18 protein-coding genes are annotated in these 18,545 nt (G+C 65.9%); 14 read left to right on the forward strand and 4 right to left on the reverse strand.

The genetic code is table 11. From position 1 onward, the window contains the following. Positions 1–45: 45 nt before the first annotated feature. Genes ACESWY_RS07665 through cobK form a run of 14 tightly spaced genes read left to right on the forward strand, consistent with a single transcriptional unit; the run spans position 46 to position 12,952 of the window. Positions 46–441 carry a cobalamin biosynthesis protein gene (locus tag ACESWY_RS07665; RefSeq protein WP_373093659.1) on the forward strand — a complete coding sequence of 132 codons (396 nt, stop codon included), beginning with the start codon at positions 46–48 and terminating at the stop codon, positions 439–441. Then, entirely contained in the window at positions 441–1,184 is a 744-nt protein-coding gene (gene cobJ / locus ACESWY_RS07670) for a precorrin-3B C(17)-methyltransferase (RefSeq protein ID WP_117769633.1), read from the forward strand. The genes ACESWY_RS07665 and cobJ overlap by 1 nt, the downstream gene beginning before the upstream one ends. Continuing rightward, a complete protein-coding gene (gene cbiE / locus ACESWY_RS07675; protein WP_373093657.1) occupies positions 1,172–2,521 on the forward strand; it encodes a precorrin-6y C5,15-methyltransferase (decarboxylating) subunit CbiE in 1,350 nt (449 codons plus the stop codon). The genes cobJ and cbiE overlap by 13 nt, the downstream gene beginning before the upstream one ends. After that, positions 2,518–3,900 (forward strand): cobyrinic acid a,c-diamide synthase CobB, encoded by a 1,383-nt coding sequence (locus ACESWY_RS07680; protein WP_373093655.1) that lies wholly within the window; start codon positions 2,518–2,520, stop codon positions 3,898–3,900. The genes cbiE and ACESWY_RS07680 overlap by 4 nt, the downstream gene beginning before the upstream one ends. Beyond that, on the forward strand, positions 3,893–5,035 hold the full coding sequence (locus ACESWY_RS07685) for a nicotinate-nucleotide--dimethylbenzimidazole phosphoribosyltransferase (RefSeq protein WP_373093653.1): 1,143 nt from the start codon (positions 3,893–3,895) through the stop codon (positions 5,033–5,035). The genes ACESWY_RS07680 and ACESWY_RS07685 overlap by 8 nt, the downstream gene beginning before the upstream one ends. Continuing rightward, positions 5,032–5,580 (forward strand): bifunctional adenosylcobinamide kinase/adenosylcobinamide-phosphate guanylyltransferase, encoded by a 549-nt coding sequence (locus ACESWY_RS07690; protein WP_138112467.1) that lies wholly within the window; start codon positions 5,032–5,034, stop codon positions 5,578–5,580. Before ACESWY_RS07685 ends, ACESWY_RS07690 begins: the two co-directional genes overlap by 4 nt. Further along, positions 5,577–6,344, forward strand: a complete 768-nt coding sequence (locus tag ACESWY_RS07695) for an adenosylcobinamide-GDP ribazoletransferase (protein WP_175406032.1) — start codon at positions 5,577–5,579, stop codon at positions 6,342–6,344. The genes ACESWY_RS07690 and ACESWY_RS07695 overlap by 4 nt, the downstream gene beginning before the upstream one ends. Continuing rightward, the gene (locus ACESWY_RS07700) at positions 6,341–7,342 is read left to right on the forward strand and encodes a histidine phosphatase family protein (RefSeq protein WP_138112471.1); all 1,002 of its coding nucleotides are present in this window, start codon (positions 6,341–6,343) and stop codon (positions 7,340–7,342) included. The genes ACESWY_RS07695 and ACESWY_RS07700 overlap by 4 nt, the downstream gene beginning before the upstream one ends. Further along, positions 7,342–8,316: an adenosylcobinamide-phosphate synthase CbiB gene (gene cbiB, locus ACESWY_RS07705; protein ID WP_138114294.1), complete on the forward strand. Its 975-nt coding sequence runs from the start codon at positions 7,342–7,344 to the stop codon at positions 8,314–8,316. Before ACESWY_RS07700 ends, cbiB begins: the two co-directional genes overlap by 1 nt. Continuing rightward, on the forward strand, positions 8,313–9,536 hold the full coding sequence (locus ACESWY_RS07710) for a pyridoxal phosphate-dependent aminotransferase (RefSeq protein ID WP_175406033.1): 1,224 nt from the start codon (positions 8,313–8,315) through the stop codon (positions 9,534–9,536). The genes cbiB and ACESWY_RS07710 overlap by 4 nt, the downstream gene beginning before the upstream one ends. Further along, positions 9,529–11,028 (forward strand): cobyric acid synthase, encoded by a 1,500-nt coding sequence (locus ACESWY_RS07715; protein ID WP_373093649.1) that lies wholly within the window; start codon positions 9,529–9,531, stop codon positions 11,026–11,028. The genes ACESWY_RS07710 and ACESWY_RS07715 overlap by 8 nt, the downstream gene beginning before the upstream one ends. Further along, positions 11,025–11,540 (forward strand): cob(I)yrinic acid a,c-diamide adenosyltransferase, encoded by a 516-nt coding sequence (locus ACESWY_RS07720; RefSeq protein WP_035138235.1) that lies wholly within the window; start codon positions 11,025–11,027, stop codon positions 11,538–11,540. The genes ACESWY_RS07715 and ACESWY_RS07720 overlap by 4 nt, the downstream gene beginning before the upstream one ends. Beyond that, a complete protein-coding gene (locus ACESWY_RS07725) occupies positions 11,541–12,182 on the forward strand; it encodes a precorrin-8X methylmutase (protein WP_138112479.1) in 642 nt (213 codons plus the stop codon). Beyond that, positions 12,179–12,952, forward strand: coding sequence for a precorrin-6A reductase (gene cobK / locus ACESWY_RS07730; protein WP_138112481.1), 774 nt, complete (start codon positions 12,179–12,181; stop codon positions 12,950–12,952). Before ACESWY_RS07725 ends, cobK begins: the two co-directional genes overlap by 4 nt. A 211-nt stretch (positions 12,953–13,163) precedes the next feature. On the opposite strand, the gene ACESWY_RS07735 is transcribed toward cobK, so the two are convergent. The 4 genes from ACESWY_RS07735 to ACESWY_RS07750 all read right to left on the reverse strand — a co-directional run bounded on the left by ACESWY_RS07735 (position 13,164) and on the right by ACESWY_RS07750 (position 18,447). Continuing rightward, positions 13,164–14,378 (reverse strand): ABC transporter permease, encoded by a 1,215-nt coding sequence (locus ACESWY_RS07735; protein WP_138112483.1) that lies wholly within the window; start codon positions 14,376–14,378, stop codon positions 13,164–13,166. Then, positions 14,375–15,148: an ABC transporter ATP-binding protein gene (locus tag ACESWY_RS07740; RefSeq protein ID WP_138112485.1), complete on the reverse strand. Its 774-nt coding sequence runs from the start codon at positions 15,146–15,148 to the stop codon at positions 14,375–14,377. Before ACESWY_RS07740 ends, ACESWY_RS07735 begins: the two co-directional genes overlap by 4 nt. Continuing rightward, the gene (locus ACESWY_RS07745; RefSeq protein ID WP_175406034.1) at positions 15,148–16,581 is read right to left on the reverse strand and encodes an efflux RND transporter periplasmic adaptor subunit; all 1,434 of its coding nucleotides are present in this window, start codon (positions 16,579–16,581) and stop codon (positions 15,148–15,150) included. Before ACESWY_RS07745 ends, ACESWY_RS07740 begins: the two co-directional genes overlap by 1 nt. Positions 16,582–16,713: 132 nt before the next feature. After that, the gene (locus ACESWY_RS07750; protein WP_175406035.1) at positions 16,714–18,447 is read right to left on the reverse strand and encodes a L,D-transpeptidase; all 1,734 of its coding nucleotides are present in this window, start codon (positions 18,445–18,447) and stop codon (positions 16,714–16,716) included. Positions 18,448–18,545: the final 98 nt, after the last annotated feature.

Genomic DNA, 18,545 nt, shown 5'->3' on the forward strand with positions numbered 1-18,545 from the left:
GCGCCCCCCCCCCCCCCCCCCCCCCCCGAGCCGCTTCGCCTTGTCGTGCCCTGCATCGTTGCGGGCATTGGGTGCCGTCGCGGTGCGTGCGCCGAAGCGATCGAGGAGGCGTTTCTTCTCGCGTGCGGGCAGGCGGGTATCTCGCCTTCGGCCGTGCGCAAGGCGGCGACGATTGACGTGAAGGCGCACGAGGAGGGTCTGCTCGCCTTCTGCCGCGCGCGCAACATTCCGCTTGCGACGTATTCCGCAGATGAGTTGTCGCAAGTCGAAGGCAGCGTTTCGCCATCTGATTTCGTGCGCGCGACGGTGGGGGTCGACAACGTGTGCGAGCGCGCGGCGCTCGCGGACGGGGGCAAACTTATCTTCCCGAAGCTCGCTCATGGCGGCGTGACCGTCGCGTTTTCCAAGGTAACTATCGAACTTTCGTTTAAGGAGCGGTGATGGGAAAGCTCTTCGTGGTGGGGATCGGCCCGGGCGGCCCCGACGGCATGACGATTGCGGCCCGGCGCGCGCTCGAGGCGGCCGACATCGTTGTGGGGTACACGAAATACGTGGAGCTCGCGCTCGCCGCCGTGCCCGACGCGGCGCATCTCGCGACGCCGATGATGCACGAGGTCGAACGGTGCCGCCTGGCGCTTTCGCGCGCGCAGAGCGGAGAAGCCGTGGCGCTCGTGTGCAGCGGTGACGCGGGCGTGTACGGCATGGCGAGCCCCGTGCTGGAGCTTGCGGAGGACTACCCCGATGTAGACGTGGAAGTTATCGCCGGGGCCACCGCGGCTCAGAGCGGGTCGGCGGTGCTCGGCGCCCCGCTTGCCCACGACTTCGCGGTCGTGTCGCTCTCCGACCTGCTCACGCCGTGGGAGGTCATCGAGCGCAGGCTCGCCGCCGTGGCGAGCGCCGACTTCTGCATCTGTTTGTACAACCCGCGCAGCAGAAAGCGCGCCGACAGGCTCTCACGCGCGGCGAAGATTATGCTCGAATGGAAGGCCCCCGACACGCTCTGCGGCTGGGTACGCAACATCGGGCGCGAGGGGCAGCAGTCGGGCATGTGCAGGCTCTCCGAGCTGGGGGAGATCGACGCCGACATGTTCACCACCGTGTTCGTCGGCAACGCGGACACGAAGCTCGTAGGCGGCCGTATGGTCACGCCGCGCGGGTATCGGGAGATTCCATGCGAAAGGTAACGATCATCGGGGCGGGGCCCGGAAACCCCGACTTGCTCTCGCGCGCGGCGCTCGACGCGATCGACATCGCCGATGTGGTCATCGGCGCTCATCGCGCGCTTGCCGGCATCGACGTGCCGCCCGACGTGGTGAGATGCGAGCTCGTGAAGACGGCGGACATCGTCGCCGCGCTCACCGATGCGGCGTCGTGGCAGCGCGCCGTGGTCGTGATGACGGGCGATGTGGGGCTGTTCAGCGGCGCGCGCCGCCTGGTGGAGGCGCTCTCCGGCAACGCGCAGGTGGACGTGCGCGTCATTCCCGGCATAAGCTCAGCGTCGTATCTCGCCGCGCGTCTCGCGCGTCCATGGCAGGATTGGCGCTTTGCGAGCGCTCACGGCGTGGCGTGCGACATCGTGGCCGAGGGCGAGCGCGCAGGTGAGCTCTTCCTCGTCACGTCGGGCGGGGAAGACCCCTCGCGGCTTTCCGGCGAGCTTGTGCAGGCGGGCTTCGGGGACGCGCGCGTGACGGTGGCCGAGCGCCTGTCGTACCCCGACGAGCGCATCATCTGTGCGACCGCAAGTGAAATCGCAGGTCAGACGTTCGACGACTTGAACGTGATGCTTATCGATTTCGCAGGCGGCGCCGGGTCGCCTGCGGGCTCTAGCGCAGCCTCCGAGGCGCCGGCCGGCTCGTCTGCGCCCGCGGCGACTTCTTCCGTGGTGGACTCTGCGGGCGCATCCCGCGCCGCGAGCTCCCGCTGGCCGTACGCTTCCTCGGGCATTCCCGACGAGCTCTTCATCCGCGGTGACGTTCCCATGACCAAGCAGGAGGTGCGAGCCGTCGCGCTCGCGAAGCTGCGCCTTACCGCGACCGACACCGTGTGGGACGTCGGCGCCGGCACGGGGAGCGTGTCGATCGAGGCGGCGCTCGTCGCGCGAGCGGGGTCGGTATGGGCGGTCGAGCGCAACGCGACCGGCGTGCGGCTCATCCGAGAGAACGCGGATGCATTCGGGTGCGGCAACGTGTATGCGGTCCCCGGCGTCGCTCCCAAAGCGCTCGCGAAACTGCCCGTCCCCGACGCCGTGTTCGTCGGCGGGAGCGCGGGCGAGCTTCCCTCCATCGTGGAGGCGGCGCTCGAGAAGAATTCGCAGGTTCGCCTGTGTGTGCCATGCGTCACCATTGAGACACTCACTGAGGCGTGCGCGCTCCTCTCGGGTTCGCGCTTTAAGGGGTTCGAGGCGTGCCAGTTGTCGGCCGCCCGCGCCGAGGCTGTAGGCTCGCATCATCTTATGAAGGCGCAAAACCCCGTGTTCCTCGTCAGCGCGCGTGGTGCAGGTGGGGAAGGCGGTGCCCGGTGAGCACGTCCATCCCGCGCTTCATGGTCGCTGCGCCCTCGAGCGGGAGCGGCAAGACGGTCGTAACGTGTGCGCTCCTGCGCGCGCTCGCGCGCCGCGGCCTTGCATGCGCGGCCTTCAAATGCGGCCCCGACTACATTGACCCGCTCTTTCATCGCCGCGTCGTGGGTGCGCGCTCGGGCAACTTAGACGGTTTCTTCACCGACGCCCCGACGCTGCGCGCCCTGCTCGCACGCGGCGCCGCGGGCGCGGATGTCGCGGTGCTCGAGGGGGTCATGGGCTTCTACGACGGCATGGCGCCCGGCGTGGCCTACGCGAGCAGCTACCAGGTTGCGCGCGACACGGAAACGCCGGTCGTTTTAGTGGTGAACGGGCGCGGGGCGTCTTTATCGCTCGCCGCCGTAATCCGCGGCATCGCCGAGTTCCTGCCTTGTGCGAACGTGCGCGGCGTCGTGCTGAACAAGACGAGCGCCGCTGCCTGCGCCTACGCGAAGCCTGCGATCGAGAAGTACACGGGCGTCGCGGTTTTGGGTAATATCCCCGCCGACGAGGCGTTCTCGCTCGAAAGCCGGCATCTGGGGCTTGTGACCGCCGACGAAGTCAAGCAGCTCTCCGCGCGCATCGACAAGATGGCCGAGCTGGTGGAAAAGAGCGTCGACGTCGACCGCTTGCTCGAAATAGCGGCGACGGCACCCGATATCCGCGAGGAACCATACCGGTTGGAGCCGATCGCGGGAGCGCGGCCCATCGTCGCCGTCGCGCGTGACGAGGCGTTCTCGTTCTACTACGAGGAGAACCTGCGCGCGCTCGAGGACCTGGGTTGCGAGCTGGCCTTTTTCAGCCCTCTGTGTGATAGCGAGTTGCCCCGGGGGACAAGCGCCCTCTATCTGGGGGGCGGCTACCCGGAGCTCCATGCGCGGCAGCTCTCCGAGAACGCGCCGATGCGCGAGGCGGTGCGGCGCGCGGTGGAATCCGGCATGCCGACGGTCGCCGAATGCGGTGGGTTTCTGTATCTGCAGCGCGAAATCGCCGATAGCGAGGGGCGGCGCTGGCCTGTTGCGGACGCCCTTGAGGGCGCAAGCGAGAACGGGGGAAGGCTGTCCCATTTCGGGTACGTGGAGCTCACTTCTCAACGCGACGGGCTCTACGGGCCGCGCGGCACACGCATCCGCGCGCACGAGTTCCACTACTGGCAGTCCACCTGCCCGGGCGGCGACTTCTGGGCGCAGAAGCCCCGGCGCGACAAGGGCTGGCCGTGCATGACGACCACCCCGTCCCTGGTTGCGGGCTTCCCGCATGTGTACTATCCTGCGAACCCCGACGTTGTGCGCGCGTTTGCATCTGCCGCAGCGTCGTTCGCAGAGAGGAGACGGCATGGCTGAAGCAACCGAAACCGCGCTTGCCTGCATCCGCGAGGAAGTCGAGCGCGCGTTCTCGTCGGCGCCGGGCGCCGTGCTCGAAGCCGCGCTCTCCCGGATCGCGCCCGCAGACGAGTGCGCCCGCGCCGCCGCGTACGCCGCGTGGGACTCCATCGCGCACCCCTTGGGGGGATTGGGCGACTTTGAAGACGCCGTCGCGTGTATCGCCGCAGCTCAGGGGAGCGCCGAGGTGGCCGAGTTTCCCCGTGCGCTCGCGGTATTCTTCTCCGACAATGGGGTCGTTGCCGAAGGCGTGTCGCAAAGCGGACAAGACGTGACGCGAGCCGTCGCGCGCAACATGTGCGAGGGGGCCACGAGTGCCTGCCGCATGGCGGCGTTCGCGGGTGCCGAGGTCGTGCCCGTCGACGTGGGTATGGCCCGGGGCATAGAAGACGCGCGCATGGTGCTCGCGAACGTGCGGCGGGGGAGCGGTAATATCGCGCACGGTTCCGCTATGTCTCGCGATGGGGCCGTGCGCGCGATCGAAGTCGGAATCGCCGTCGCGTGCGGGCTTGCCCGCGCCGGCGTGCGCCTTCTCGCCGCGGGCGAGATGGGCATCGGCAACACGACCACCTCGGCGGCGGTGGCCGCAGTGCTCCTCCGGGCGGACGCACGGAGCCTCGTCGGGCGCGGCGCGGGGCTCTCGGACGCCTCGTTCGCGCGCAAGCGCGACGTGGTCGAGCGCGCTATCGACGCGAACTCGCCCGATCCCGCCGACCCGATCGACGTGCTCTCGAAGGTGGGCGGCTTCGACATCGCGGCGATGTGCGGCTTCTACCTGGGGGCCGCGGCCTCGAAGGCGCCGGCGCTCCTCGACGGGGTCATATCCTGCACGGCGGCCCTGTGCGCGGCGCGCCTGTGTCCCAACGCCTTGGGCTACCTCGTGGGCACCCACGCATCAAGCGAACCCGCAAGCCAGGAGCTCCTTCGCGAGCTCGGTATAAAGGCACCCCTCGACGCAGGCATGCACTTGGGCGAGGGCGCGGGCGCCATGGCGTATCTGCCCCTTCTGGATTCGGCGCTGCGCGTGTACCGGGATGGGAAGACGTTCACGGCGACTGGCATGGCTGCTTACGAGCATTTCGAGGCTGGGAAATGACGGTGACGTTCGTTATCGGCGCCGCCGCGAGCGGCAAGAGCGCCTACGCCGAGTCCCTGTGCCTCGGGCACGACGGCCCCCGCGTGTACCTGGCAACGATGGAGCCCTTCGGGGAAGAGGGCGCCCGCCGCATCGCGCGCCATCGGGCGCTGCGCGAGGGCAAGGGGTTTTCCACCCTCGAGCGCACGCGTGACGTGGGCGCCGCAGTGCCCGGGCTTCCGCGCGGCTGCACGCTTCTTTTGGAGGACGTCGGCAACCTGGTTGCGAACGAGCTCTTCGTGGAAGGCGGCTTGTCCCCACGTGACCCCGACGCTGCGGCGCGCGAGGTGCTCGGAGGCATCGAACGGCTCGCTCAGGCCGCTGCGTATACGGTGGTGGTCACCGTCGACGTGTTCGCCGATGGGATGCGCTACGATGAGGGGACCGAGGCATGGAGGCGCGCGCTCGCGCGCGTGAACGCGGGCGTGGCGGCGCTGGCCGACCGCGCAGTCGAAGTGGTATGTGGGATTCCCGTGTGGATGAAAGGCGAAGGACCTACAAGGTGAAGATAGCAGAGGCAATTGGCGCGGCGTTCGGAACGTTCTCGCGCATCCCCGTCCCGAAATCGGCCTGGACCGATTTCGGATCAACCCATGCGCTTGCCGCGTTTCCCCTGGTGGGCGTTGCGGAAGGCTTCCTCATGACGGCGTGGGGGCACGTGGCGAACCTGCTCGGCGTGCCCGCGACCATCGTCGCGGCCGTGCTCGTGGCGTTGCCTGTGGCGGTGACGGGAGGCATCCACCTAGACGGGCTCTGCGACACCTCCGATGCGCTTGCAAGTTGGGCCCCGCGCGAGCGAAAGCTCGAGATCATGCACGACCCGCAGGCGGGCGCCTTCGGGGTCATCGGTGTTGTCGTGTACCTTATTCTGCAGTTTTCCCTGTTCACCGCGCTGCCGCTTACGGCGGGGGCGTTCCTCGCGCTTCTGTGCTCGCTCGTGTTCTCCCGCGCGCTTTCGGGGCTCGCCGTAGAATGCTGGCCTGCCGCGCGGGCGGACGGTATGGCCGTGGGGCTCTCGCCTGCGAAGAAGCGCGCGGCGATCGTCGTGCCGCTTTGCGCTTTCGCTGCGGCTTCGGCTGCAGGGATGGTCGCGTGCGCTCAGGCCGCCGGCGCCCTTATGGCGGTGGCGGGGCTTTTGGCGCTCGCGTGGTACCGCCATGTTGCCCTGTCCCGCTTCGGCGGGGTGACGGGTGATTTGGCCGGATGGTTTCTGCAATGGGCCGAGCTCGCGATGCTTGCCATGCTGGTGGCGGGGAGTATGCTCCTATGATTCTCGTGGTAGGTGGCGCGCATTCGGGGAAGAGGACCTTCGTGCGCGAAAAGCTCGGGTTCGCGGCGGACGATTTCGTCGACGCGGCGCAGCTTGCGGAGGGCGGCGTGCCCGCGGCTTTTGCCGGCCGTGTCGTGTACCGTGCTGAGGAACTCGTACGCGCGCTCGACGCTGACCGGGCGCTCGAGCGGCTGATCGGCTTCGACGCAGTGATTCTGCCCTTGGTCGGTTCGGGGGTCGTCCCCATGCGTGCGGAAGACGCCCAATGGCGCGAGCGCGCGGGGCGCCTGGGATGCGCGCTCGCTGCGCGCGCCGACGTCGTCGTGCGCATGACGTGCGGGATTCCCCAGGTCATCAAAGGAAACCTTGCCGATGCGCCTCGAGGGACGCAGGGCGCGGGCGCGCCTTTGGAAGTCGTCTTCGTGCGCCATGGTGCCACGGCGGGCACGGAAGATCATCGCTACAGCGGGGCGGGCACCGACGAGCCCCTGTCGAGCGCGGGCGAGCGCGCTTTGCGCGACCTCGCGTGCGATCGTGACGTGTTCCGTGTTATCACGAGCGGTATGGCCCGCACCGACCAGACGGCGCGCATCCTCTTCCCGAACGCGGAGCTTATGGCGTGCCCCGGTCTGCGCGAGATGGATTTCGGTGACTTCGAGGGGCGAAGCGCCGCCGAGCTAAAAGAGGATGTGCGCTACCGCGCCTGGGTAGACTCCTGGTGCGAGACGCGCTGCCCGCATGGCGAGGGCAAGAGCGATTTCACCCGCCGCGTCGTCGCCGCGTTTCGGGACGCGTGCGAATCGGAGTGCGCCCAGGGGAGTGGGCGCGCCGTCTTCGTCGTTCACGCGGGTACCGTGAAAGCGCTGCTCTCCGAGCTAGCTGTCCCGAAAATGGGATACTTCGACGTGCATACCGAGCCGGGCGGCGCATGGGCCGCCACCTGGGATGGGCGCTGCCTTCGCGACGTTCGCCCCGCTTTGGGGGGCGATGCCCGGTGATGACGATTCTTGCCGTCGCCGCCGGGTTCGCGGCCGACCTTGCCTTCGGCGACCCGCGCTGGCTTCCCCATCCCGTCGTCGCCATGGGGCGCGCGATCACGTGGGCCGAAGGCCGCCTGCGGGGCGCATTCCCGCAAACGTCCGCGGGCACGCGCGCCGCAGGGCTTGTGCTCGCCGTGGCGCTTCCGCTTGCGTGTGGGCTTTTGACCTGGGGAATCCTGCATCTTTGCGGCATGGTTCACCCCGGCTTGCGCTTCGTGGTCGAGGCATGGGCGAGCTATCAGATTCTCGCGGCATGCGAGCTGCGCCGCCAGAGCCTGGCCGTGGCCAGCGCGTTCTCGAAGGGCGGCCTTGTCGCGGCGCGCGAAGCCGTCGGGCTCATCGTGGGACGCGACACGTCTGTTCTCGACGAGCAGGGCGTCGCGCGCGCCGCCGTGGAAACGGTGGCGGAGAACGCGAGCGACGGCGTCATCGCGCCGCTTTTCTACCTTTTGATCGGAGGTGCACCCTTGGGCATGGCGTACAAGGCGGTGAACACGCTCGACAGCATGGTGGGCTACAAAAACGAGCGCTACATCGACTTCGGCTGCGCCTCGGCGCGCCTCGACGATGCGGTGAACTGGATTCCCTCGCGCTTATCGGCCTTGTTCATGATCGCCGTGTGCCCGATCGTCGGGCTCGACGCGCGCGGGGCGGCGCGCATCTGGCGCCGCGACAGGCGTCGCCATGCGAGCCCCAACTCGGCGCAGACCGAGTCATCGTGCGCGGGCGCGCTCGGGCTGCGCCTGGCAGGACCCGCGGTGTATTTCGGCAAGCTCGTTGAGAAACCGACGATAGGCGACGCGTCCCGCGAAATCGAGTGGGGCGACATCGCCCGGGCGACAAGGCTCATGCTCGCCGCGTCCGTATGCGCGCTCGTCGTCTTCGGCGCCGCGCGCGCGGCGGTCGTGCTCGCCGTGGGGGCGATGGCATGAGGGAAGACCACACTGCGCTCCGGGCTACCGGGGGAATCCTGCGCGCCCGTACGCATGGGGGCAGCGCGCAATCGCTCGGCATCGGTTGCGAAGGGGGCGCCTCCGACCTCATCGACTTCTCGGTGAACGTGAATCCGGCAGGCCCATCGCCGCGCGCTGTCGCCGCAGCTTGCAAGGCGCTTTCTCGAATCGACGCATACCCCGATAGGGAAAGCCGCGCCCTCGTTCGCGCCCTAGCGCGCGCCCGGGCCATTCCCGAAGATACTATCGTCTGCGGCGCGGGCGCGTCCGACATCATCTGGCGGCTCGCTGCGGCGGTGCGCCCGAAACGCATCGTCGTGTGCGCGCCGACGTTCTCTGAATATGCGGAGGCGGCATCGTACTACGGCGCATGCGTGCAGGAGTTCCCGCTCTCCGAAGCGGACGACTTCGACGTGCCCGCCTCCTTCGCCCGCGCGATTGAGGGGCCGGGAGACGTGGCGTACCTCTGCAATCCGAACAACCCGACGGGGCGCCTCGTCGACCCCAGCGTGATCGATGCCGCGGCTTGCCGCTGCGAGCAGGTGGGCGCGCTGCTCGTCATGGACGAGTGCTTCCTCGGATTTGCGCCCGACGCCCGCGAAAGGAGCGTGGCCGCACGCGCCGCGTGTTCGCGCCATGTGGCCGTGCTCTCCGCGTTCACCAAGCTCTACGGAATGGCGGGGTTGCGGTTGGGATATCTGATCAGCGGAAACGCCCAACTCATCGAGGGGATTCGCCGGGCGGGGCAGGCATGGCCCGTCTCGTCGGTCGCCGAGGCCGCGGGCATCGCCGCCCTGGAAGACGTCGAATACGTCTCGCGCACGCGCGATGTATTGGCGGGCGAGCGAGCGTGGCTTTTCCACGAGCTCTCCTCGCTCGGGCTTTCCGTCGTGCCGTCGGATGCGAACTTCCTTTTAGTCCGCACGCCGGCGAAAGACATCCCCGAGCGCCTATATAAACAGGGGGTTTTGGTCCGCACGTGCGACTCGTTTTCGGTACTGTCCCGTTTCTGGTGCCGCGTCGCGGTGCGCACGCGCAAGGAGAATGCCCGGCTTGCGATGGCGTTCAGCCGCGCGCTTCGGGCGGAAGGCGCATCAGGCGAAGGCGAACCCGACGAACGGGGCGGCGCTTCTTGCAGCGGCGCTATGGCGGGCTCGGATGGCCGAGGCTCTGCGAAGGAGGTCGATACCCGTGGGTAGGGCGAAGCCCATCATGATCCAGGGCACCATGTCGAACGCGGGGAAGAGCCTGCTTGCGGCGGGGCTGTGCCGCGTGCTTTCGCAGGACGGCCTGCGCGTGGCTCCCTTCAAGAGCCAGAACATGGCGCTCAACAGCGGTGTCACGGCCGACGGGCTCGAGATGGGGCGTGCCCAGATCATGCAGGCCGAGGCGTGCGGCATCGCGCCCGACGTGCGCATGAACCCCATCCTGCTCAAGCCCGAAAGCGACCACCGAAGCCAGCTCATCGTGGCCGGCAAGGCGCAGGGAGCCTTCGCTGCGAGGGACTACTTCGCGCGAAAGAAGGCGCTCATGCCGCAGATTTTGGAGGCGTTCGATTCGCTCACGGAGGAAAACGACGTCATCGTCATCGAGGGCGCCGGCAGCCCCGTCGAAATCAACCTTGCCGAAAACGACATCGTCAACGTGGGGCTCGCGCGCGCCGTGTCCTCCCCCGTGCTGCTCGCGGGCGACATCGACCCAGGCGGGGTGTTTGCCCAGCTCTACGGCACGGTCGCGCTCTTTGCGCCCGAGGATCGTGCGCTTTTGCGGGGGCTTGTGGTAAACAAGTTCCGCGGCGATGTGGAAATCCTGCGCCCGGGTTTGGCCCCGCTCGAGAAGATGTGCGGGGTTCCCGTCGTGGGGGTCGTGCCGTATCTTACGCTCGACCTGGACGACGAGGACTCGCTCGCGCCGCGCCTATCTGCCCGCGAGGCGCGCGGCGTCATCGACGTCGCCGTCGTGCGCCTTCCGCATCTGTCGAACTTCACCGACTTCGACCCGCTTTCGCGCGTGCCCGGCATGGGCGTGCGCTACGTTTCCTCGACGACCGATCTGGGCCGACCCGACCTGGTGGTGCTTCCCGGCTCGAAGTCCACGGTCGACGACGCGCGCTGGCTTGCGGCTAGCGGCATCGGAGCCTGTGTACGCGCGCTTTCGGGCGCGGGCACGCCGGTGCTCGGCATATGCGGAGGCTACCAGCTTTTGGGAGACGAGCTTTCCGACCCGCACGGCAGGGAAGGCGCTGGCACCGCGCGCGGGCTCGGGCTCATCCCTGCAAGTACGGTGTTCAAGGAGGAAAAGCGCCTCGCCCAGTCGGAGCTGCGCATCACGGGCGCCCAAGGCGCGTTCTCGGTGTGGAACGGCATGACGGCGCGCGGGTACGAGATTCACGACGGCGAAACGACCGTCTCCTGCGCCCCTGCGGGCACGATTGGCGGCAAACCAGAAGGCGCGGCCTGCGGAAACGTGTTCGGAACCTATCTCCACGGCCTGTTCGACGAACCGGGGGTGGCACTCGCCCTCGCGCGCTCGCTCGCGCGCATGCGCGGCCTGCCCGAGAGCGTCGTGGGTGCTGAGGGCGCGGTGTCCGCGGCCGATCACCGTGCGCGCGAGTTCGACCGCCTGGCCGACTCCGTGCGCGGGGCGCTCGACATGGAGTATGTCTACCGCATTATCGAGGAGGGCGTATGATCCACGTGTATCATGGCGACGGCAAAGGCAAGACCACGGCGGCGATGGGGCTCGCCCTTCGCATGCTCGCCGCAGGCCGCCGCGTCGTCGTTGTGCAGTTCCTGAAAGACGGCGAAAGCGGGGAGGCGCGCCTGCTCGCCGAGCATTTCGGCGTGCCCGTGTTCGCGGGGAAGGCGTCGGACAAGTTTACCTGGTCCATGACGTCGGAAGAACTTGCCGCGACGCGCGAGTTGCACGATGGGAACCTCGCTTCCGCGCTCGCCGAGCTCGAGGGCGCGCAGGAGGGGCTGCTCGTGCTCGACGAGGCGCTCGACGCGCTTTCGAAGGGGCTTGTCGACGAGGCGCTCGTGGACCGCGCGCTCGATATGTCCGCGCGCGGCGTCGAAGTAGCGCTCACCGGGCGCGCGCCTTCCCGCAAGATCGTGGAGAAGGCCGACTACATAACCGAGATGCGGTGCGAGAAACACCCCTACGAGCAGGGGATATGTGCAAGGGAAGGAGTGGAGTACTAGATGGATTCCAAGGAGATGGCGCCCGGCGACATCGAGCGGCGCAGCTTTGAAATCATCACCGAAGAGCTCGGCGGCCGCACGTTCCCGCCGCTCGAAGAGCCCGTCGTGAAGCGCGTCATCCACACCACTGCCGACTTCTCGTACGCCGATTCCCTCGTGTTCACCCATGACGCCGCGCACTGTGCGCTCGACGCACTGCGCGCAGGGGCTACGGTGCTTACCGATACGAACATGGCGCTCGCAGGCATAAGCAAGCCCGCGCTCGCGAAGCTCGGCTGCAAGGCCGTGTGCTACATGGCCGACCCTGATGTCGCCGCGGCCGCGCGCGCTGCGGGCACGACTCGCGCCGTTGCGAGCATGGACAAAGCTTGCGGCATCGAGGGTCCGCTTATCGTGGCCGTCGGCAACGCTCCCACAGCACTTCTGCGCCTCGCCGAGCTCATGGACGCGGGGAAGATCGCGCCCGCGCTCGTCGTTGGGGTGCCGGTCGGGTTTGTGAACGTGGTCGAGGCGAAAGAGGAGCTACTCGCGCGACGCGTGCCGGCCATCGTCGCGAGGGGTCGCAAGGGCGGCTCGACCGTGGCGGCCGCCATTATGAACGCGCTGCTCTACCAGATCACGCGCACGGGCGGCCCGAAGTGACGGCCCCCGCATCCGCGTCGGCGCTGCGCATCTTCGCCGGCACCACTGAGGGCCGCCTTCTGTGCGAATGGGCGAGCGGGGCGGGCATCCCCGCCCGTGCCTACGCGGCAACCGAGTACGGAGGCGAGCTTTTGGGCGAGCTTCCGGGCATCGAGGTGCAGGCGGGCAGGCTCGACGAGGCCGACATGGAGCGCGAGCTTTCCGGCGCGCGCATCGTCGTCGATGCCACGCACCCCTTCGCTACGCTCGCAAGCGGCAACATTCGGGCCGCTTCGCTCGCCGTGGGTGCACGATGCCTGCGCCTTGCGCGCCCGGCCGAGGTGCTGCCCAAAGGCGTCGTGCCGGTCGCGTCGATCGCCTGCGCGGCGCGCTTTCTCTCCGAGAACCCGGGTCGCGCGCTTCTCACGACGGGGAGCAAGGAGCTTGCTCCCTACACGCGTGTCGCCGATTTCGCGGAGCGCTTCTTCGTGCGTGTGCTCCCGCTGCCCGGTGCTATAACGAAGTGCATCGACGCGGGGTTTTCGCCGTCGCACGTCATCGGCATGCAGGGGCCCTTCACCCGCGAGCTCAACGAGGCGATGCTTCGGCAGGTGGGCGCCCAGTGGCTTGTGACCAAGGACTCGGGAACCGTAGGCGGCACGGCCGTGAAGCTCGCTGCTGCGCGCGACGCGGGAGCGCGCTGCATCGTGGTCACCCGTCCCGCCGAGGGAGGCGGGGCCCTTTCGCTTCGGGAAGTGGAAGACGCGCTTTTACGCGAGTTCGCGCGCTAGGCGCTCGCCGCGCCTGCGCGCCCTTCCGCCCGCGAGGAGGAGCGCCCCGAGCAAGCTCGACCCGTACAAGCCCGTCATCCGCCAAAAGTTCGAGGACGACGCCCGGAACTGGCGCAAGTAGCCCTTCAATAAGTTGCGGTGAAATAGTGTCTGTTTTTGCTGCTAGATAGCATATTCAGTCCCTAATTCACCGCAACTTGTTGGTGTTGGCTTACTGGTAGCGTAGGCACTCGACGGGGTCGAGCTTTGCTGCGCGGCGAGCGGGGTAGAAGCCAAAGATTACGCCGATGCCGACCGATACGGCAAACGCGATCAACACTGTCGTAATGGAGAAGCTTGGCGTGATCGTCCCGGTGGCTCCAAACTTGCTCATGATGCCCGAGCTTGCGGCAAAGAACGTGAGTCCCCAGGCCAGCAGATAGCCAATCAGGACACCCAACAGTCCGCCGGTGACGCACAGCGCCGAGGACTCGGCCAAAAATTGGGCGGTGATATCGCGACGACTGGCGCCCAGAGCGCGGCGGATGCCGATCTCGCGGATGCGCTCAGTCACGTTGGTGAGCATCATGTTCATAATGCCGATACCGCCGACAAGCAGCGAGATGCTGGCGACAGCACCCATGATGAGCGAGAACGCGCCCATAAAGGAGTTGAGCGCATCGATGGCGCTTTTCATGGAGGTCGCCGATACGCTGTCGTACTCATCATCCTCCGCGATGCCCTTCATCGCGCGCACCTTGGACTCGATGGTCTTGCAGAGTTCATCCATGTCCGTGCCCTCGGCGGCAAGTGCCGTCACGCTGGGGAATGAAGGATTCTCGTCGCCAAACAGCCCGGAGATGGTTTCGCGTGGCATATACAGCGTGAGCGAGCCCATTGAGTCGCTGCCGCCATCTATCACGCCTACAATCTGCACCTCGCCGTTGGACACCTTGATAGTTTTCCCCAGCGCATCCTGTTCGTTGCCGTAAAGCTGATCGGCGCCGCCGCGGCTGATGAGCGCCACGCGTGAGCCTGATTGAGACTCGGCCTGGGAATAGGTGCGCCCCGCAACGAGCTTGCTGGCCCCCACGGCATCGAGCATGTCGCTATCGACACCCTGTGCCATGACGGTATAGCTTTTATCGCCGGTCTTGTACTCGGTATACGCGCTGTCGACAATGCCGATCTGCTCTATCTCCGGCACCAGTTTTTGAAGCTTCTCGATGTCCGACTCGGTAAGTTCTTGGGACGAATAGATCTGAACCATACGAGCTGCGTTGAGGCCCAGGCTGTTGACCAAGCTGTTTTGGATGCCGCCGATGAGCGAAGTCATGGCAATAACCGAGGCGATGCCGATGACAATGCCCAGGATGGTGAGCAGGCTGCGCCCCTTGTTGGCCTCGAGCGAGTGAAGGGCTTCCTGGATGAGATCGCGGGCGCTCATGCCACCACTCCTTTCGGCGGGTTGGCGGAGGCGGAAATCATGGGCAGGCTATCTACGGCGCTGCGCAGGGTCCGCGGTGCATGTGGAATATACGCGCCGTCGTGAATGCGACCGTCGCGGATGGTCACGGCACGGTCGGCCTCGGCGGCGATGCCGGGGTCGTGTGTGATAAGAACGATGGTTTTGCCGCGCTTCTGGAGCTTATGGAAGGTCTCCATCACAAGCGCTCCAGTGGCGGAGTCCAGGTTTCCCGTCGGCTCGTCGGCCAGAATGATGGGCGGGTCATTGACGAGGGCGCGTGCGATGGCGACACGCTGCATCTGGCCGCCCGAGAGCTCGGATATGCGGTGGTCCCAGTGGTCAACGGGCAGCGTGACAGCCTGCAGCGCGTGCACGGCGCGCAGTTCGCGCTGGCTACGGGGCACATTGGTGTAGGCCAGCGGCAGCATGACGTTTTCGATAACCGACAGGCGCGGCAGCAGGTTGAAGCTCTGAAAGACAAAGCCAATGCTCAGGGCGCGAACTTCGGTGAGCTCGTCATCATCGAGCTCGGCCACGTTGACCCCTTGCAGGTAATAGTCGCCTGCCGTCGGCTTATCCAGGCAGCCTAGGATGTTCATGAGCGTTGATTTGCCCGAACCCGAGGGGCCAGTGATAGCGACGAATTCGCCGGGATTTACCGCCAGGCTCACGTTGTGCAGGATGTGGGCGCAACCTGCCTCGCTCTCAAAGATGCGGTGCACGTTGCGGATGTCGATAACGGGACGCATTACATGTCCTCATCGGCAGACATACTGCCCGAATCCGCGCTGTAGCCGCCGTCAGCCGTTGCGTCCGCTCCGGTGTCCATGACGAGGGCGTCACCATCGCGCAGCTTGGTAACCGGCACGTTGGGGTTGATCTCGTTGCCCTGGTCGTCGCGCTTGACCTGTGTCTTGCCGACTACGGTTTCGTTGTCGTTTTGCGTCACGACGGTCACCTTGACGCGGCGGGTTTGCTTGCCCTCGTCATCGGTTGCCACGTTGACGTAATAGTGTTCGCCGTCTTCGGTCATGAGCGCCATCGTCGGCACCATCACCACGTCGTCGAGCTGCTCGGTCACCACCGAGACCTCGGCCGTCATGCCCGGCTTCAGGCGCGCGTCGGGCGCCTCGATGAGGATGTCGACGTTAAAGGTCACGCTGCCGCCGCCGTTGGCGGCGTCGGAGTTTGCCACCGACGCGATAGCCGTGACGGTTCCCTGGCTCACGATATCGGGAAACGCGGGATACGTGACGTTGGCGCTCTGCCCAACGGCGATCTTGGCGATGTCCTTTTCGCCCACCTGCACGGTCACCTTCATCTTGGATAGGTCGGCGATCTGCATGCACTGCTTGCCGCCGCTCGTATCGCTTTCGCCCATGATCATGCCGCCTGTTACCGTGGCGCCCACCTTGGCGTTAAGCTCCACGATGCTACCCGAGCTCGGGGCCGTGACCGTGCGACTGGCGGCCTTGGCGTTCGCCTGGTCTAGGTTTGCCTGGGCTGAAGCGAGGCTGCGCTGCGCGGCCGATACGGCGTTCGTGTCCGCTGATGCGTCAGAGACGCCAGCCGCTGCGGAAGCTCCATCGACGTCCGTCGTTGGGGTGGCCTGCGCGACAGCGGCGGCTTTCTGCGCGTTGGTGAGGTCTTCCTGGGCGGCTGCAACTGCACGCTGCGCCTCGGCAACGTTGCGATCGAGCTCGTCGTTTTTAATGGTCATAAGCACGTCGCCCTCGCTGACGGATTGGCCTGCCTGCACGTTGATCGAATCGACCGTGCCGTCGACAGAAGGGGAGACCACTGAGGACGAAATGGGTTTGAGCTGGCCTTTCGCCTCGACCGTTGTGGTAAACGTGCCCTCGGTCACCATGTCGGTCACAGGCCCGCTAGCTCCCTGTGGCTGCGCATTGAGAACCAGGGTAGCGACAATGGCAATGAGCGCGATGGCACCTACGACGCCGGCGGCAATACCGCGTCGAATCAGCTTTTTGCGTCGACGTTCGGCGCGTTTTGCCTTGAGCTTGGCATATGCCTCTTCATCGGAAATCTCGACCGTATCGTTCGTGCGTCCGCTCTGCTTGTCGGTGTGCGCGTTTGTAATCAGAGGAATCGTTTCGGTGGCATCTTCGGGCGTGCGCTCGGTATCATCCGCGCCCGGGGTGATGGTGGGGACATTCGGCATAGCGTCTCCTTTATAGAAAGAACCTCGATAATTATATGCGCCCACCGGTTGGGGCGGGCGCATAGGACGGTTTCTTTCGGAACTGTTAGATTGGTCGCAGCGGTTCCACGTTGTAGGAATGCGCGCGTTGCACTACGAGTGGACAACCACGCACAGGCCGACTTTGATGCAGTCGTGAAGTGCCTTGGCGTCTGCCAGGCGCAGGTTGATGCAACCGTGGCTGCCGCACCACTTGTACGACTCGGCATTATCGAAGCTCTTGTCGTTTTGCCAGGTGGCATCGTGGAAGCCGATCATGTTGCCCTCAAAAGGCATCCAGTAGCTCACCGGGCTCTCGTATTTGGGCTTACCGGTCTTGGGGTCCTTGGCTCCGATCAGGGTGCTGCCGCCGTCGTTGCTGTTGATCTGCCAGACGCCCTCGGGCGTGGCGTCCTCGCCCGGCTTGCCCGAGATAAAGTTGGCCTCCCAAACGATATTTCCGCTCTCGTCATAGTAGCGCGCGTGCTGTTCGGACAAGTCGACGTCGATATACGCCTTCCAGTCGGGCTCTCCCTTTGCGGTAAAGGTGTCGGCCTTCTGGGAGTACTTGATCTCGATTTCGCCGGTCTGCTTGTTGTTAATGGCGTCCTCGACCTGCTTGGCGAGCGAGCTGCTGTCGATGGACCAACCAAAGTCGCCGCCTTCGACGGCGCACTGCTTGCCATCGGCGCGCGTCCACCAGCGAGTGGAGCCCACGGTATTAAAGCCGTTGGCGAGTTCGGCTGCCCAGTTGCTGATCTGCGACGTATCGAGCGTTGGGTTGGCGGGATCGGCAAAGCTGATCCACTGCAATACGGAGCTGCCATCAACCTTGCCGGCATCCTCGCCGTTGAGCTTGAGGGTCACGTTGACGCCCAGGAAGTTGTTGGCGGCATCGCATGCGGCCTGAATCTGATCATCGGTCAGCGTTCCATTGAGCGGCTCATAGGCATCGTTGCCGAGCTTGGAAAGATCTACGGACTCGGCCAGCGAGGCAAGTTCGAGCTCGGCATACTTAATGACGTGCTCGCGGTTGAGTTTTTCGTTGGAGCGCGCCTTCTCGACGGTAAACTTGCCGGCCTGCTCGTCATAGGAGCTATTGGCCTCGAACGTGCCCGAACGGCCCTCGTTAAACTCGTCGATAGCGGCGCCCAGGTCCTCCTCAAACTTCTTTTGGTCAAAGGCGTCGGAGAGCATGGACAGGTCGACGTCTTGATCAAGATCGACTTCGTTGGAGGTAGCGGTTGTTTTGGTCTTGCCGCTTAAGGATTCCACAAGGCGGACCGGCCAAATAAAGGCTTCGTTGTGGCTGATGATTTCTTTTGCGGCAGCTTCGCCGTCGACGATGGGCTCATCGGACTCGGGCTGATAGGTCCAGCTAAAGTCATCGCCTGTCACGGTGAGCTTATAGTGCTTCCATGCCGAGTTGACCTTGGTGGCGGCAGACGAAGCGTTGGAGAAGGAGACGTCGACGCCGGCAATGGTGGTGTTGGGGTAGGCTACCTGCGAAAACGCTACGACGCCTACGATATAGACAATGACGATTAGACCCAGGATGACAAAGAGCGTCGTCTTTTTGCCCGACTTATTGTTCTCGGCGGGTTTGCGCGCGGGGCCGCGATCGCCTCGAGCGTGCGTGGGGGGCTGCTTGGGCGCATTGCCGTTTGCCTGGCGCTGCTGACGTTGTTGACGCTGCTGTCGCTGTTGGTTCGGGCGTTGGGAAGCGTTTGCCGCACCACGCTGCTGACCGTGGCTCGGCGCGATAGGACGCGGCGACTGAACGCCGCCGGTGTGCCTGCTCGGCTGCTGCGGATCGGGAATCAGTTGAGTTCGATCGTTTTGCGACATCGTATGCATATCCTTCGATTTTCGCCTTGCGGTTCATCGTGTTTTTACTGGGCTTGCATTATAGCGATTGCCCTGCTGTTTGTGGTACGGAAACGGTG

Origin of the sequence: Collinsella aerofaciens ATCC 25986 (genome assembly GCF_964237925.1) — a bacterium.
Lineage (GTDB): Bacteria > Actinomycetota > Coriobacteriia > Coriobacteriales > Coriobacteriaceae > Collinsella > Collinsella aerofaciens_BJ.

What these genes read in the sequence shown, in the direction of transcription:
- cobJ (WP_117769633.1), top strand. Translation starts at nt 441, where the DNA reads ATGGGAAAGCTCTTCGTGGTGGGGATCGGCCCGGGCGGCCCCGACGGC.
- cbiE (WP_373093657.1), top strand. Translation starts at nt 1,172, where the DNA reads ATGCGAAAGGTAACGATCATCGGGGCGGGGCCCGGAAACCCCGACTTG.
- ACESWY_RS07685 (WP_373093653.1), top strand. Translation starts at nt 3,893, where the DNA reads ATGGCTGAAGCAACCGAAACCGCGCTTGCCTGCATCCGCGAGGAAGTC.
- ACESWY_RS07690 (WP_138112467.1), top strand. Translation starts at nt 5,032, where the DNA reads ATGACGGTGACGTTCGTTATCGGCGCCGCCGCGAGCGGCAAGAGCGCC.
- ACESWY_RS07700 (WP_138112471.1), top strand. Translation starts at nt 6,341, where the DNA reads ATGATTCTCGTGGTAGGTGGCGCGCATTCGGGGAAGAGGACCTTCGTG.
- cbiB (WP_138114294.1), top strand. Translation starts at nt 7,342, where the DNA reads ATGACGATTCTTGCCGTCGCCGCCGGGTTCGCGGCCGACCTTGCCTTC.
- ACESWY_RS07710 (WP_175406033.1), top strand. Translation starts at nt 8,313, where the DNA reads ATGAGGGAAGACCACACTGCGCTCCGGGCTACCGGGGGAATCCTGCGC.
- ACESWY_RS07720 (WP_035138235.1), top strand. Translation starts at nt 11,025, where the DNA reads ATGATCCACGTGTATCATGGCGACGGCAAAGGCAAGACCACGGCGGCG.
- ACESWY_RS07725 (WP_138112479.1), top strand. Translation starts at nt 11,541, where the DNA reads ATGGATTCCAAGGAGATGGCGCCCGGCGACATCGAGCGGCGCAGCTTT.
- ACESWY_RS07735 (WP_138112483.1), bottom strand. Translation starts at nt 14,378, where the DNA reads ATGAGCGCCCGCGATCTCATCCAGGAAGCCCTTCACTCGCTCGAGGCC.
- ACESWY_RS07740 (WP_138112485.1), bottom strand. Translation starts at nt 15,148, where the DNA reads ATGCGTCCCGTTATCGACATCCGCAACGTGCACCGCATCTTTGAGAGC.
- ACESWY_RS07745 (WP_175406034.1), bottom strand. Translation starts at nt 16,581, where the DNA reads ATGCCGAATGTCCCCACCATCACCCCGGGCGCGGATGATACCGAGCGC.
- ACESWY_RS07750 (WP_175406035.1), bottom strand. Translation starts at nt 18,447, where the DNA reads ATGTCGCAAAACGATCGAACTCAACTGATTCCCGATCCGCAGCAGCCG.